We start from the raw sequence: 14025 nt of genomic DNA on the forward strand, positions 1-14025 counted from the left end.
AGGCAACCACGATGGGTCGTTAGCTCAGTCGGTAGAGCAGTTGGCTTTTAACCAATTGGTCGAAGGTTCGAATCCTTCACGACCCACCATCTTTAGAAAAACCCGCCTTTACGGCGGGTTTTTCGCATTAACGGCAAAAATGATCCACAGATCTGATTGTTATCGGTCGCTGTGATAGTCAGATCTTCTGCCGGGCTGCCCCAATAACTGCGGAATGCGGTTAATTTGCCAGAATCAGATTCATTCCTTGTTGATGTCACATTGGCTCACTAAAATTTGAGCAAGGTCAAAACACTCCAAGGAGAGATGATGCAGGTAACAAACAACGTCGTTTCCATCCTTGAGTACCACCAGCGCAAGCTTATTCAGTTGCGTTTGCAGCGCGATCGGGAGTTCGAGCTGTATTCATTGGAACGATTGGTGGCTCAAATCGCAGAGCGCGTGAAGATGATTGAACGTCAGCAAACCTTTGAACGGCAAGCGCAGATACAGCAGCAAGCGCCAGAGCAACCTTCGTGGTTATTGCAGCACAAGCCAAAGTTCTTATTTGGTAAGTGATTGATTAAATTCAGTGACAAAAAAAGCGGCCAATGGCCGCTTTTATTATTTTGGCAAGGCTTAGGCGTACAGGCCTAAGTTTGCTTTGGCGTAAGCTTCGAAGTCGTCACAGCCACCGATATGCTGCTGATCGATAAAGATCTGCGGCACGGTGTGAACTGGTTTACCAACGGTTTTTTCCAGCTCTTCCTTGGTAACACCTTCCGCGTGCATGTCTACGTAACGGAATTTAAAGTCGTCGCGCTGCTCTTGCAGGTTAGCGGCGATCTCTTTAGCGCGAACGCAGTATGGGCAGCCTGGGCGGCCAAAAATTACAACAAACATCATTGCTCCTTAGTTTGAACGGCTCTGTTATACCACAATCCGGCGCTAGTAAGCGCTGTCGGCAGTACGGTAGCGGCCGTTGTAATCAAATATCGTCTCGATTACTCGCCAAAAGCGCTTTTTCTCTAGCCGAGCGATCACAAAATCAGGGTGGCGAAACAGCGATTGTGCATTAATCACCGCCGCTACGTCGTTGAGTTTTAGCGGTTGTCCGGGGTTTTTAAGATGGCCACGGACAAACTGATGGTAAAAGTGCCCCTTTTGTCCGGGGGAGTCAAAGTTGAAGGTTCGATTAAGTTCATCGCCATCTTCATCAAACCAACTGACCTTAATGCGGTTGTTGCCACCGTCACTGATCAGCACGCCGCTACAGCGGATCACCTTGTAATCCTTTAAACGCAGCACCTCTTGTAGCCGTTTATCCGGGTCAACTAAGGCTTTATCGCATTGATGGCAATGACGAGCGGCGATGTCGTTCTCTGCCATGCAGTCAGGGCACTCTTTAAAGCGAAAACGGTAGTCGCACTGCACGGTGTGATTATCGAACTGCTCGGAGCCCTGGCAACGGCGACCGAAGTGCTCGATCACCATACCTTGTTCGTCGGTGCGTCCCCAAAAGGCGTTGTGGTGGCCACATTTGGGGCATGGAATGGTCACCGGCACGGTGTCGCTGTGTGGCCGTGGTTCACCGACTTCTGGCGAATAGATGGAATAGCCATTGCCGGCGTAATCCAACACCAAGCAGTCGGTTTTGCCGGCGGCTAAGCGCAGACCACGCCCCACCATCTGTTGAAACAGTGCGGCGGAATCGGTGCGTCGCAACAGCGCGATCAGATCGACATGGGGGGCATCAAAACCGGTGGTCAATACCGAGACATTGACCAAGTACTTCAGCTGTTTCGATTTAAATTGTTCGATCAATGTTGCCCGCACTTGCTTGCTGGTTGCACCGGTGATCAGCGCAGTTTCCCCCGCTGGCAGATAGCTGACGATCTCTTCGCCGTGACGCACCGTGGCCGCAAAGATGATTACCCCTTGGCGCTGCTGCGCCTCATCAATGATCTGTTCGCATATCAGTTTGGTGGCACGGCCGCGCAACTCAGGATTAATCTGTGGCAATTTGCCATCGGCACCGGGTAACAACCAACTGGCCACGGCGCCATCAACCATCTGCGGTGGGGTTAGAAAGCCCTCTTTAATCAGCTGGCTAATTGGCAATTCAAACACGCAATCGCGAAACGGCTTGGGTTCGGTGCTGCGCACGGTGCCGTTTTGATGGCGTTGGTAGATCCAGCCGCCATCGAGACGATAGGGGGTGGCAGTAAGCCCAAGGGTGCACAAGCGCGGATTGAGCTGATTAAGTTTGGCTAGCAGGGTTTGGTACTGACTGTCGTCATTAAGGCTGATGCGGTGGCACTCATCGATGATGACGATGGAGTACGGCTCGATCAGTTGCTCGGCCACGACCGCCAAGGATTGCACCGAGGCAAAGACCACTTTGGCATTAAGATCTTTTTGGCCAAGGCCAGCACTGTAGATGGCACTTTGGTCGCTGAAGCTGGCAAATTTTTGTTGGTTCTGTTCGACCAACTCCTGCACATGGGTCAACACCAATACCCGTCCTTTGGCGATACGGGCTAATTCAGCGATTACCAAGCTCTTGCCTGCGCCGGTTGGCAGCACCACCACGGCGGGGGCGCGGTGCTGACGAAAATGGCGCAGGACGGCATCAACCGCTTGTTGTTGGTAAGGTCGAAGGGTGTAACTCATAAGCACAGTTTCAGGATAACTAAATATAATAAACCCCGCATAAAGCGGGGTTTGCAGTATTGCTAGCGGTGAACCTGATTACAAGATCATCGCCGCCACCCAACCTGAGACCAGCAGTGGCAGGTTGAAGTGGATAAAGGTTGGGATCACCGAATCGCGAATGTGATCGTGCTGGCCGTCGGCATTAAGGCCAGAGGTTGGCCCCAAGGTGGAGTCTGACGCCGGTGAACCGGCATCGCCCAAGGCTGCAGCGGTGCCCACCAGCGCGATGATCGCCATGGTGGAGAAGCCAAAGGCGAGACCTAGTGGCACGTAGATGGTGGCGATGATCGGAATGGTCGAAAACGATGAGCCGATACCCAAGGTGATGATCAAGCCAACCACCAGCATCAGCATCGCCGCGAGGGCTTTGCTGTCGCCGATAAAGGCTTTGATTGAATCGATCAACATCGGCACTTCACCGGTCGCTTTAACCACATCGGCAAAGCCTTTGGCAGAGATCATAATAAAGCCGATGGTGGCCATCATATGTACGCCACGGGTAAACGCATCCTGGGCGGTGATTTCACTGCGGTCGATGCCCGCCAGTGACAGCACCACAAAACCGATTAGCGCCCCAAACAGCATTGAGCCGGTCAGCAACTGTACGGCCAGGGTAAGACCGATGGCGGCGAAGGCAACAATGATCCGGCGCTTGTTCAACTCACCATTGTTTTGCGGTGCCACCTCTAAGGTTTTGGCGGCATCGTAGTGACGTGGTTTGTTGTAGCTAAAGAAGATGGCAATCAGCAGACCGGCAATCATCCCAAGCGCGGGAATGATCATCGAGATGGCAACGTCAGCCACGGTTAGATCGCCACTAAGGCCATTGCTCACCAGATTCGACAGCAGCAGCCCTTCTTGGTAAATCAAACCAAAACCCAGTGGTACTGCCATGTAGGTGGTTACCAGACCAAAGGTGATGACACAGGCCACCAAACGACGGTCAAGCTTTAACTGTTCCATCACGTGCAACAGTGGCGGGATCAGAATTGGGATAAAGGCGATGTGCACCGGGATCAAGTTCTGCGACATCACCGCCATCGCTAAGATGGCGACCAGCACCAGCACTTTGACATGGCCCACGGCACTGCTATCGGGATCACCGCCAAGACGAGCAACGATTTTGCGCGACAGCAGTTCGGTGATGCCAGTGTGCGCCAGTGCTACCGCAAAAGCGCCCAGTAGCGCATAAGCCAGTGCCACTTCGGCACCGCCGCCAAGACCTGCATTAAAAGTCGAGATGGTATCGGCAACGCTCATGCCTGAGCTTAAACCGGCCACCAGCGCCGAGATGATCAACGCGATCACCACGTTAACCCTGATGAGGCTTAAGCCCAGCATCAGCGTTACGGCGAGAATCACAGCATTCATAAACGCTTACTTCCTAGTTTTTGATTATTCGAATCCAGCCATCTTATGCTGAATTTTGACTTGGTTCCCATCAGTCAATGCGTTTGTATCGCCAAAAAACTAAAATTGGTGATCTATGCCACCTTTGCTCGCTTTGGCAGCGATTCAAATTTCCTGACAGCTCAATCGGCTAAGTCGACCAGCTTAGCCATTGTCAGATGGAAAACTCGATTTATAATGCAATGATTCGGTTGGCGAACGGCCAACCTAACGGAATTTCTAACCATACATCGGAGATGGAACATGAGCGTATTAGTAGGCCGTCAGGCACCTGATTTCACTGCCGCAGCGGTACTGGGCAACGGCGAAATCGTTGATTCTTTCACCCTGTCTGACGCCATTAAAGGCAAGCCAGCGGTAGTATTCTTTTACCCACTGGATTTCACCTTCGTTTGTCCTTCTGAGCTGATTGCGTTCGACAAGCGTTACGAAGAGTTCCAAAAGCGCGGTGTTGAAGTGATCGGTGTTTCCATCGATTCTCAGTTCAGCCACAACGCATGGCGTAACACCGCGATTGAAGCGGGTGGCATTGGTCCAGTGAAATACCCATTGGTAGCCGACGTTAAGCACGAAATCTGCAAAGCTTACGACGTAGAGCACCCAGAAGCGGGCGTAGCGTTCCGTGGTTCTTTCCTGATCGACAAAGACGGCATGGTTCGTCACCAAGTGATCAACGACCTGCCACTGGGCCGCAACATCGACGAAATGCTGCGTATGGTTGACGCTCTGCAGTTCCACGAAGAGCACGGTGAAGTGTGCCCAGCTCAGTGGGAACAAGGTAAGAAGGGCATGGACGCGTCTCCAGACGGCGTTGCTCGCTTCCTGTCTGAGAACAGCGACGATCTGGCCTAAGCTCCAGTCCGTTAGTTAAGCAAAAGGCCGCTCAATGAGCGGCCTTTTGGCGTTTATTCGCCAGCGCTGGTTGTTACTGCTGAGGCAGGTAACGGCGACGGCAGATCCGGCTGTTCCAATGGCAACGGCCAACCACCCAGTTGCTTAAAGCGATTGACGATAAAACAGAATAGCTCGGCGGTACGCAAGGTATCGTACAGGGCACTGTGGGCTTCTTTGTTATCAAACGGGATATGTGCGGCGCGACAGGCTTTAGCCAGCACCGTTTGTCCCAGCGCTAGGCCGGCCAATGATGCAGTATCAAAGCTGGCAAATGGATGAAACGGCACCCGTTTCATCTTGGTGCGCTCACTGGCGGCGTTGACAAAGCTTTGATCAAAATTGGCGTTGTGGGCGACAATGATCGAGCGATTACAACCGGCCGCCTTTTGCCCCTTTCGCACCCCTTTAAAGATCTCGGACAGCGCTTCTTTTTCACTGACCGCACCGCGCAGCGGCGAGAACGGATCGCGGATGCCGTTAAATTCCAGCGCCGCTTGCTCTAGGTTGGCTCCCTCAAATGGGGTGACGTGGTAGTGAAAAGTTTGATCGATCTGCAACCAGCCGGCGTCATCCATCTTTAGGGTGACGGCGGCAATCTCCAGCAGCGCATCGGTGTTGGCGTTAAAGCCAGCGGTTTCAACATCGATAACCACTGGGTAGTAGCCACGAAAACGTTGCGATAGCAGGTTGTGTTCAGTGTCGGTCATGCAAATCTTTGGGCAGAATAAATAGCCGCGCATTATACCCCAGTCTGTTGGCAATGGGGGGATTGGCTTTTCAGTAAAGAGTTTGCTTGACCAGTCGATAACCCAACTATTAGCGGTTTTAGAGACTTCTCATGCGATTAGCACTGACTTTGCTGTTGACGTTACTGCTGGCGCCAAGCCACGCCGGTATTCGCAGCTATCAAGCCAATTTAGACAATGCCGAGTGGCAACTGGCCGAGGCCACGCCGCTGCGCTGTGAGTTGCGTCATCAAATTCCCGGTTTTGGTAGCGCCCGCTTTATCAGTGATGCCTCGAAGCAGCTGAATCTGCGTTTTAGCTTGCAGATGCTGCGTAAGCCCGATGCCGCCACCCCGGTGCTGTTAAAGTCAGTTCCACCGGCTTGGCGCCCTGGTCACTCGACCTTACCGATTACGGAATTGACCTTTTACCGTCAGTTCGATGGCGAACTGGGTAAGCAGGATGCGTGGTTGATGCTCAACGAGCTAGAGCGAGGGATGCAGCCAACGTTTTATTACCAAGATTGGCAAGATAAGCAGACTGTCGAAGTTGGCTTGTCATCGGTGAAGTTTGCGCCGCGATTCGTCGAGTTTTCGGCGTGTTTGGATCAGTTACTGCCTTATGGCTTTGACGATATCGCCTTTACCGTATTGCATCACGATAAGTACGGTGAGTTAACCGCCCATTCGTTGCAGCAACTGCAGCGGGTCGTGAACTACTTGAGCCTAGATCCGCTGTTGGAAGTGGTGTTGATGGACTTTTACACCGATGCCTATGGTACTGAAAGTACCAACAATGCTCTGACTCGGCAGCAGGCTCAAAGCTTGAAAGAGAAGCTGATCGCCAATGGCATTCCAGAGCAGCGGATCACCGCTACCGCTCATGGAGAAAAGCGTCATGTGGCTGGCAATGACAGCGAGTTTGGTCGCCAGCTAAACCGCCGCGTAGTGATGCGAATAGAACCGTTTTAAGACAGTGCACTGCGACCAATAATGCCGGTTACCAGTGCCCAACTGACGCTGGCAAGGCTGCCCAGCATGACGTATTCAGTTAGGCTGCGATCGTGCTGTTTTGACAGATCGCCAAAGCGAAAGATGCTTTTGGCGGCCAACAGGAATCCGACGCCAACAAATTGATCGGCAAGGATCAGGCTGACAATCAGCAGTCGCTCCAAATAACCAATGGTCTGCCCGGCGGCCAACAAGCTAGGGCGCTCATTGAGGCTTTGATGCGACCAGCGGCTAAGCAGCTTACTGATGCAGACAGAGGCAGGGGTTAGGCAGCTTAGATACAGCAAACTTAGCAGTAATAGCGGTTGTTGCTGTTGGCCCAGTTGGGCTAATAGCGCTTGCCAATGACTACTGGCTAGACTGAGCCACAGCAGCCCAATCACCAACAGATGGGCAACTTGATCGGCGATGAAGGTGGTCAAACTGTCAACATACCGGCTTTTAATGCCATCGATCAGCAGGTGACTAGTGGCAATGATGGCGGCGATGGCTGGCCACTGCAGGCCCAAGCCCAGCGGCGCGAGTAACAGCAGCACGACTAAGCCATGTACCGCCGCATGCTGGTACAGCGCCGGTGAACGCCAGCCGTTGCTTTGCCGGCATAGGATCCAGCGATTGGGTTGCAAAAAGAAATCAGCCAGCAGGTGGCTTAACAACAGCAGTAGCAGTAAGGTCATCGGTAATCGTCCGTGTCACCTGTTCGATGGTTTGCCAAATTAGGTTGGCATTGCAGCGGTTAAGGTGGCGACTGACGTTGGATTGGTCAATGCCCAATTGTTGAGCAATCTTGCTTTGTTCGATGCTGGGGTTGGCAAGCCACAACTGCAGCACTTGAGCTTGCTTAGGGGTGAGATCGTTCACTTGTAGGCTGAGCCAGCGCACCAATAGTGTGGTGATCTGCAGCAGTTGCGCCTGCCGACCGGTTAGCCCCGATTCGCCAAACAGCTCCAGTTGATTGCCTTTAAGGCGATCCAGACCAAGCCCGGAGCGCTCATATGCAGCGCCACTGTTGGTGGCGTTGTCAGCGCGTACCATCCGTTCCTCGCCAATGCCGATAGCCAAGCGACAATCGCTGCCTTGTTTGTTGTGGCGCTGGGCGATCAGCGCCAGCTTAATGGCCAGCGCACAGGGCAGGGCATCAGCGACGTTCGTAAGGCGGATCTGAAAGCCATCACCACGGGCAAAGTGGTGGTGTGCGGAATAGTCAGCGATGGTGCGCTTAATAGTGCTGATGGCGTTAGAAAGCTCGGCGTCGGACATGGCGCGGGAGCGAACCAGATCGCCACTGATTACGGCAATAGTCATAAACGGCAACCAGCAGTGGGTAATGGGATAAGGCTACGAACAAATCAATTAATGTGCAAATTTACGCATAAATAAAATAATGCACAAATTTATACATATTGCATTGCAGCTACAAAAATGCCGCTCATCAGAGCGGCATTTCTATGTCGGGTTTATTCTTCGAAGTCGTCTTCGAAATCATCGAATTCATCAAATTCGAACTCACCCTCTTCTTGCTGGGCGGCAGCACGAGCGGCACGACGCTCAGCTGCTTTTTGCTCGGCGCGTTCCGCTTTTTGCTCAGCAATCGCTTGGCGTTCAATGCGTGCCTTGGCGTGGCGTTCGTTACGCTGCGCTTGGTTTTGCTGGAACTCAGCCAGAGTCTGCTCGCCCCAAGCTTGTGCTTCAGCCTCAGTAGCAAAACGGCCTTTTTTCTTGGACACCATGGTGCGACGGTTAGATACCTTGCGGACGATCTTCGCAGTCCACTGTTCTTCAGTTTGCTCTACCAAGAGCGAGAATTTTTTGCTTTGCGCCATGGTGTCAGTTCCCACCGGTCGGACTAAAAATTTAAGGTCGCACAGTATACGCCGATTGCGGCAATTAACCAGATCAAAAAAGGGAGCCGTCAGGCTCCCTCGATAATCGTGGTTGCAACCACCAGCAAGGTTAGGCGGCTTGCTCGTTGTTGTGGCTAACCACGTTGTTGGCCATCAGTTCGGCACTGTCGAAGTCATCGACATTGATAGTATCCAAGCGTGCCTGTTCAGCATCGCGCAGCAACTGGGCTTCGGTGTCTGACAACACCCCGAGCTCCAACCCTTTGTCAGCCACCTTATCCAAGAACATAAATGGCATCTTCTTGTCAGTTTCGGCCATCACTTTGTCGTACAGCGGCTCGGCTTTAAGGATCAACTGCAACGCGTGCTCCAGTCGACCCAAGGCGTTGGCTGGGTGATTCTCGGTCCACTGGCCGGCAATCAGGCGGTCACGGGTGGCACTTGGGGTTTGCATAATGCGGGCTACTCGATGGTCGGTAACATCCGATGGACGTTTCACCGCACGACCAAATGGGAACAGCAATACCTTAAGCACCTTGCCAAGCACACCGAAGTTTTCCAGCAGTTCTAGCTGCGCGGTTTGCAACTGATACAGCGAATCTTCAACGGCCCACTGCAGCAGCGGCAGATCGTCCGCCATCCGACCATCGTCGTTGTAACGCTTCAGGGCGCCAGAGCTGAGGTAAAGTTGACTCAGCAGATCGCCTAAGCGAGCAGAAACACGCTCTTTACGCTTAAGACCGCCACCCAGTACCGCCATAGCGACATCAGACAGCAATGCCAAGTTGGCCGAGAAGCGATTCATCTGTTGGTAGTAGCGTTTGGTTTGATCGCGATATGGACTGGCGCTGAAGCGAGCACCGGTTACTCCCAGCCAGACGCTGCGTACTAGGTTGCTAAACACAAAGCCAACGTGACCCCAGATCGCTTTATCGAACTGATCCAAGCCCTGTTGTTTGTCATCGCTAAAGGCCGCTTCCATCTCTTTTAGGATGTATGGGTGACAGCGGATCGCACCTTGACCGTAGATGATCATGGTACGGGTCAGGATGTTGGCCCCTTCTACGGTGATGGCGATCGGTGCGCCTTGGTAGCCACGGCCCAAGTAGTTGTTTGGCCCTAAGCAGATCCCTTTACCGCCATGGATATCCATCGAGTCGATCAGACCCTTTTGCATCCGGTCGGTCAGGTGCATCTTAACGATGGCGGAGATCACCGATGGCTTTTCGCCTAGATTCAGCGCGGTGGTGGTAAGCGTTGATACCCCATCCATCAGATAGGCGTTACCGCCAATGCGTGCTAATGGCTCTTCAATCCCTTCCATCTTACCAATTGGTAGTTTGAACTGGCGACGGATACGAGCGTAGGCGCCAGTGAGACCGGCAACGGTTTTCATGCCACCAGCAGAGTTAGACGGCAGGGTGATACCACGGCCTACTGACAGACATTCCACCAGCATACGCCAGCCTTGACCGGCCATCTTTGGTCCACCGATGATGAAGTCGAGCGGCACAAACACTTTATTGCCGCGAGTAGGACCATTTTGGAACATGGTGTTGAGCGGGAAGTGGCGACGGCCGATCTCAACCCCCGGCAGATCGGTTGGGATCAAGGCGGCGGTGATCCCCACCTCTTTCTTATCGCCAAGCAGGCCGTCGGGGTCGCGCAGTTTAAAGGCCAGGCCTAAAACGGTCGCTACCGGTGCTAGGGTGATGTAGCGCTTATTCCAGGTTAACTCCATACCCAGCACCTCTTCGCCTTCCCAAGTGCCTTTGGTAACAATACCAAAGTCTGGGATGGCACCGGCGTCAGAACCGGCTTCTGGGCTGGTTAGGGCAAAACACGGGATCTCTTTACCGACCGCTAAACGTGGTAGGTAGTAGTCCTTTTGCTCTTCGGTGCCGTAGTGTTGCAGCAGCTCGCCTGGGCCTAACGAGTTGGGTACACCAACCGTCGAAGAGAGCACCGCCGACTGACCGGACAGTTTTTGTAACACTTGTGATTGCGCGTACGGGCTAAATTCCAGACCGCCATATTTCTTCTTGATGATCATCGCGAAGAACTTGTTGTCTTTAAGGTACTGCCACACTTCTGGGGTCATGTCCGCCAGTTTGTGAGTCACCTCAAAGTCATCCACCATCTTCATCACTTCTTCACAGGGGCCATCCAAGAACGCTTGCTCTTCGGCGGTTAAGGTTGGCTTGGCGAAGTCGTGCAGCTTTTTCCAATCCGGAGCGCCGGAGAACAGATCGGCGTCCCACCAGGTGGTGCCCGCTTCAATGGCGTCCTTTTCGGTCTCTGACATTTCCGGCATCACGCCTTGGAACGCTTTCAGCATTGGCTTGGTCAGGTACTGCTTACGCAGGTTGACGGCGTTAACCGGGATGGCGATGGCGGCAAAGATGAACCAGCTCCATAAGCCGACGACGCCAAGCGCCGAGCCGGCGGCAAGGAATAGCGCGGCAAAGCTGGTAAAGATGGCTAGTGAGCGGCGGTTGTAAATCAGCGCTCCTAATACAGCAATGGCAGTAATGCCCCAGATAGTGATCACGGTGTTACTCCTTAACTTGGGGTGGTTCGCAACCGTGGTTGTGAACACGTGTGATGAATCACAGTCTATGTGGTGGTCTGACCTCTGTCACGAAAAAATTAAACAATCGTTTGAAGTTTGTTGCAAGGTTGCAGCGAAAACCGCTTGGGAGTAGGCAACACCACGGGTATTCTGTTTTGCAGAATAGTTGGATAGAAAAAGTCGTAGAGCGATGTGTGAACTGCTAGCGATGAGCGCCAATGTCCCCACCGACATTGTCTTTAGTTTTACTGGATTAGTAGAGCGGGGCGGCAAAACCGGTCCGCACCGCGATGGCTGGGGTATCACCTTTTACGATGGCCCAGGCAGTCGTACCTTTAAAGATTCCGATCCCAGTTGCCACAGTGAAGTGGCCAGCATGTTAAAAAGTTACCCGATCAAGTCGAAGGCGGTTATCAGCCACATTCGGCAGGCTAATCGTGGTCGGATTAGCTTGGAGAATACTCACCCATTTTCTCGAGAGTTGTGGGGGCGCAACTGGACCTTCGCCCACAACGGCCAGTTGTCAGACTACAAATCGGTGTTAGTACCGCAACGATTTCGCCCGGTTGGCACCACCGACAGTGAATTGGCGTTTTGTACGTTGCTGGATCGGCTCGCAAATCATTATGGCGACACGCCGCCAAGCCGTGAGCGGGCGTTTCGCTATCTGGCAAAAGAGGGGAAAACTCTGCAGCAACTTGGGGTGTTCAATATGTTGCTGTCGGATGGCCGCTATCTGTTGGCGCTGTGCGGCAATAACCTGCATTGGTTAACCCGCCGGGCGCCGTTTGGTGAAGCCAAACTGATAGACACTGAAGTGGTGATCGACTTTAAGCAGGAAACCACCCCTAACGATGTGGTGACGGTGATAGCCACTAAGCCGCTCACCAGTAACGAACAATGGCAGCAGATGGATGCTGGCAGTTGGATCTTATTTCGTGATGGCGAAGTGGTAGCTGAGGGGCGTTAACCGCTATTAGTGATTAGTTGGCAGTAAGAGCTCGAGCCGTTGCTCGGCTCTTACTAACCACTAACTGCTATTGACGGGTTATTGCGTTATTGCTCAATAGCTAGCGTCTTAAGGGCGATGCCACCTTGCAGCTTACCTTCCTTGTAGTGTTCGATTTTAACAATGGCGTTGGCCAATTGTGGGGCAATCCAAAGATAGGTTTGGCGTTTGTTGTTGCTGCGTACCCGTTGCAGTTTCACCGCCTCAACGGTGCCGTAGGGCAGGGTTAAGGTATCGTTGCCGATCACTTCGTAGATCATATCCCGCTGTTTTAGTTTGCGGATGTATTGGTACTCCATCCGCTGCTTGCCAGCGGTTAGATCTAACGTCAACTGCACCATGTACAGAATGTTGTCGTATACCGGCAGTGTCAGCGGCAGATCGGCCGCTTCATCTTTGTAGCGGCTGTGGATCTGGGCGGCCACCTGATCAAACACCGATTCCTCGCTGAAGTCCGGGCCGCTGCCGGTGCGCTCCATAAAATAGCGCAGCGGTACAATTTGTTCGTCCTGCCAACGGAATAGGCTTTGCTCTGAGCGTTTATCGCTTAAGAACATAAAGCTGGCGTCGCTGACGTAACCGACTTGGTATTGTTGATCGCCCATCGCGGTTAGCGAGATCCGGCCTTCGCCCAAGACGCTGTCACCGTGACTCAGTTCATAGTGCGCGTCATAGGGGGTGAATGGGCTTGCCAGCACACTGCCACACAGCAGCGTCAGTAGCATGACGAATCGGTACATGCAGTTTCCTTCTTTATTACGTTTGCGCCTAGCGGTCAGTGTTTAAGGGTGAACAGCAGTTCAGCCAAATCCGGCTGCCAACGAAAACGCGTCATATTGATGCGGCCATTAATCACTTCGACCCCATCGGCGCGCAGTAATTCCATCTGTTGCCGATAACCGTCGCTGTCTTTTTCCAGTGCGATTTTGCCATTGGCGCTGATCACCCGATGCCACGGCAGTTGTAGCGCCTCTGGAGCGAGCCGCAGTGCTCGTGCCGCTTGCCGATGCCCTCGGGGCAAACCGGCTAAATCCGCCAGTTGGCCGTAGCTGACAACCTTGCCAACCGGCACCGCAAGCAGAGTATTCCAGATCCGAGTCATCGAGTCCGACATGGCTATTGTCATCAATTAATTACTGTTGCACTGAGTTTATCACCAATTGTAACTATCGCATGTTCAGCGGTTAACCAATTGAACAACATAAAAAACCTCGAACCGACAGGGCGATTCGAGGCAAAGGCATGGTGCAGCTTACAGCGCGAGTTATGGCGCTTGTTCAACCCAAATCAGCTGGCTGCTGTCAAAACCAAGCTCGGCGCTGCGCTTGATAAAGTGCTGCTTCAGTTCGTCGCTGACGCTTGGGGTGCGTGCCAAAAGCCACAGCCATTTGTGGTCGTAGCCGCTAACAAAGGCGTATTGGTAATCGTCATCCAGTTCAAACACCACGTAGCTGCCATAGAACGGGCCAAAGAACGAAACCTTCAGGTGGCCTATATCGGCTTCATCGGCAAAGTAAGCCTTGCCTTCGGCTGTGCGCCACTCTCCCTTAGCTATATCAAAACCCCGATTGAGTACCCGCACACCACCATCTTCGCGCAGGGTATAGGTGGCACTGATTTGATTTAACCCCCGCTCGAAGCTGTGATCGAGGCGAGCAATTTCATGCCATTGACCGAGATAACGGTTGAGCTCGAAGTCGTCCACCGGGGTGACGTTATCCGGAAGGCCAGTACAAGCGCTTAAGCCAAGTACGGTTGCAGTCACCAACAGCAGTTGCTGGCAGGCTTTGATGAACTTCATTGAACACTCCTTGTTGCTGTTATTGGTCGAGGTGCAGTGCGGGCAATTACGTAATGGCAGCCTAAC

The 14025-nt window shown here is 52.9% G+C and carries 15 protein-coding genes and 1 tRNA gene; 5 read left to right on the forward strand and 11 right to left on the reverse strand.

The genetic code is table 11. From position 1 onward, the window contains the following. Window positions 1–13 precede the first annotated feature (13 nt). Both G506_RS0109885 and G506_RS0109890 read left to right on the forward strand, forming a co-directional pair. A tRNA-Lys gene (locus tag G506_RS0109885) sits at window positions 14–89 on the forward strand. 220 nt (window positions 90–309) lie between these two features. Beyond that, window positions 310–558 (forward strand): hypothetical protein, encoded by a 249-nt coding sequence (locus G506_RS0109890; protein WP_156904864.1) that lies wholly within the window; start codon window positions 310–312, stop codon window positions 556–558. Window positions 559–618: 60 nt separating this feature from the next. Here the strand turns inward: G506_RS0109890 and G506_RS0109895 are convergent, their stop codons facing one another. The 3 genes from G506_RS0109895 to G506_RS0109905 form a co-directional block, all read right to left on the reverse strand. After that, window positions 619–882, reverse strand: a complete 264-nt coding sequence (locus G506_RS0109895) for a GrxA family glutaredoxin (protein ID WP_028116722.1) — start codon at window positions 880–882, stop codon at window positions 619–621. Window positions 883–927: 45 nt separating this feature from the next. After that, a complete protein-coding gene (gene radD / locus G506_RS0109900; RefSeq protein WP_028116723.1) occupies window positions 928–2652 on the reverse strand; it encodes a DNA repair helicase RadD in 1725 nt (574 codons plus the stop codon). Window positions 2653–2730: 78 nt separating this feature from the next. Continuing rightward, window positions 2731–4065 carry a Na+/H+ antiporter family protein gene (locus G506_RS0109905; protein WP_028116724.1) on the reverse strand — a complete coding sequence of 445 codons (1335 nt, stop codon included), beginning with the start codon at window positions 4063–4065 and terminating at the stop codon, window positions 2731–2733. Between the two features lie 282 nt (window positions 4066–4347). Between G506_RS0109905 and G506_RS0109915 the strand changes: the two genes are divergently transcribed. After that, entirely contained in the window at window positions 4348–4956 is a 609-nt protein-coding gene (locus G506_RS0109915; RefSeq protein ID WP_028116726.1) for a peroxiredoxin C, read from the forward strand. A gap of 53 nt (window positions 4957–5009) precedes the next feature. On the opposite strand, the gene rnt is transcribed toward G506_RS0109915, so the two are convergent. Then, window positions 5010–5705: a ribonuclease T gene (gene rnt, locus G506_RS19435; protein ID WP_051202042.1), complete on the reverse strand. Its 696-nt coding sequence runs from the start codon at window positions 5703–5705 to the stop codon at window positions 5010–5012. Between the two features lie 131 nt (window positions 5706–5836). Between rnt and G506_RS0109925 the strand changes: the two genes are divergently transcribed. Next, on the forward strand, window positions 5837–6694 hold the full coding sequence (locus G506_RS0109925) for an OmpA family protein (RefSeq protein WP_035387232.1): 858 nt from the start codon (window positions 5837–5839) through the stop codon (window positions 6692–6694). On the opposite strand, the gene G506_RS0109930 is transcribed toward G506_RS0109925, so the two are convergent. The 4 genes from G506_RS0109930 to fadE all read right to left on the reverse strand — a co-directional run bounded on the left by G506_RS0109930 (window position 6691) and on the right by fadE (window position 11128). After that, entirely contained in the window at window positions 6691–7410 is a 720-nt protein-coding gene (locus tag G506_RS0109930; RefSeq protein ID WP_028116728.1) for a DUF3307 domain-containing protein, read from the reverse strand. The two genes, G506_RS0109925 and G506_RS0109930, sit on opposite strands and share 4 nt — an antisense overlap. Next, a complete protein-coding gene (locus tag G506_RS0109935; protein ID WP_028116729.1) occupies window positions 7367–8038 on the reverse strand; it encodes a helix-turn-helix transcriptional regulator in 672 nt (223 codons plus the stop codon). Before G506_RS0109935 ends, G506_RS0109930 begins: the two co-directional genes overlap by 44 nt. A gap of 152 nt (window positions 8039–8190) precedes the next feature. Then, window positions 8191–8556 carry a DUF3622 domain-containing protein gene (locus G506_RS0109940; RefSeq protein ID WP_028116730.1) on the reverse strand — a complete coding sequence of 122 codons (366 nt, stop codon included), beginning with the start codon at window positions 8554–8556 and terminating at the stop codon, window positions 8191–8193. A 130-nt stretch (window positions 8557–8686) separates the two neighbouring features. Continuing rightward, window positions 8687–11128: an acyl-CoA dehydrogenase FadE gene (fadE, locus tag G506_RS0109945; protein ID WP_035387233.1), complete on the reverse strand. Its 2442-nt coding sequence runs from the start codon at window positions 11126–11128 to the stop codon at window positions 8687–8689. A 211-nt stretch (window positions 11129–11339) separates the two neighbouring features. Here fadE and G506_RS0109950 point away from each other — a divergent pair, with 211 nt between their 5' ends. Next, window positions 11340–12119, forward strand: a complete 780-nt coding sequence (locus tag G506_RS0109950) for a class II glutamine amidotransferase (RefSeq protein ID WP_028116732.1) — start codon at window positions 11340–11342, stop codon at window positions 12117–12119. Between the two features lie 86 nt (window positions 12120–12205). On the opposite strand, the gene G506_RS0109955 is transcribed toward G506_RS0109950, so the two are convergent. The 3 genes from G506_RS0109955 to G506_RS0109965 form a co-directional block, all read right to left on the reverse strand. Next, entirely contained in the window at window positions 12206–12898 is a 693-nt protein-coding gene (locus G506_RS0109955) for a DUF3108 domain-containing protein (protein WP_028116733.1), read from the reverse strand. A gap of 35 nt (window positions 12899–12933) precedes the next feature. Then, window positions 12934–13284: an MGMT family protein gene (locus tag G506_RS0109960; protein ID WP_240473410.1), complete on the reverse strand. Its 351-nt coding sequence runs from the start codon at window positions 13282–13284 to the stop codon at window positions 12934–12936. A gap of 138 nt (window positions 13285–13422) precedes the next feature. Continuing rightward, complete coding sequence (locus tag G506_RS0109965) at window positions 13423–13959, reverse strand: lipocalin family protein (protein WP_035387235.1); 537 nt, start codon at window positions 13957–13959, stop codon at window positions 13423–13425. Between the last annotated feature and the right edge of the window lie 66 nt (window positions 13960–14025).

It is taken from the genome of Ferrimonas senticii DSM 18821, assembly GCF_000422665.1.
Taxonomy (GTDB): Bacteria; Pseudomonadota; Gammaproteobacteria; order Enterobacterales; family Shewanellaceae; genus Ferrimonas; species Ferrimonas senticii.

Bases quoted from the DNA above. Each gene is read 5' to 3' on its own strand.
- G506_RS0109930 (WP_028116728.1), bottom strand. From the start codon at position 7,410: ATGACCTTACTGCTACTGCTGTTGTTAAGCCACCTGCTGGCTGATTTC.
- G506_RS0109960 (WP_240473410.1), bottom strand. From the start codon at position 13,284: ATGACAATAGCCATGTCGGACTCGATGACTCGGATCTGGAATACTCTG.
- G506_RS0109915 (WP_028116726.1), top strand. From the start codon at position 4,348: ATGAGCGTATTAGTAGGCCGTCAGGCACCTGATTTCACTGCCGCAGCG.
- G506_RS0109890 (WP_156904864.1), top strand. From the start codon at position 310: ATGCAGGTAACAAACAACGTCGTTTCCATCCTTGAGTACCACCAGCGC.
- G506_RS0109940 (WP_028116730.1), bottom strand. From the start codon at position 8,556: ATGGCGCAAAGCAAAAAATTCTCGCTCTTGGTAGAGCAAACTGAAGAA.
- G506_RS0109935 (WP_028116729.1), bottom strand. From the start codon at position 8,038: ATGACTATTGCCGTAATCAGTGGCGATCTGGTTCGCTCCCGCGCCATG.
- G506_RS0109925 (WP_035387232.1), top strand. From the start codon at position 5,837: ATGCGATTAGCACTGACTTTGCTGTTGACGTTACTGCTGGCGCCAAGC.
- G506_RS0109950 (WP_028116732.1), top strand. From the start codon at position 11,340: ATGTGTGAACTGCTAGCGATGAGCGCCAATGTCCCCACCGACATTGTC.
- rnt (WP_051202042.1), bottom strand. From the start codon at position 5,705: ATGACCGACACTGAACACAACCTGCTATCGCAACGTTTTCGTGGCTAC.
- G506_RS0109895 (WP_028116722.1), bottom strand. From the start codon at position 882: ATGTTTGTTGTAATTTTTGGCCGCCCAGGCTGCCCATACTGCGTTCGC.
- radD (WP_028116723.1), bottom strand. From the start codon at position 2,652: ATGAGTTACACCCTTCGACCTTACCAACAACAAGCGGTTGATGCCGTC.
- G506_RS0109905 (WP_028116724.1), bottom strand. From the start codon at position 4,065: ATGAATGCTGTGATTCTCGCCGTAACGCTGATGCTGGGCTTAAGCCTC.
- G506_RS0109965 (WP_035387235.1), bottom strand. From the start codon at position 13,959: ATGAAGTTCATCAAAGCCTGCCAGCAACTGCTGTTGGTGACTGCAACC.
- G506_RS0109955 (WP_028116733.1), bottom strand. From the start codon at position 12,898: ATGTACCGATTCGTCATGCTACTGACGCTGCTGTGTGGCAGTGTGCTG.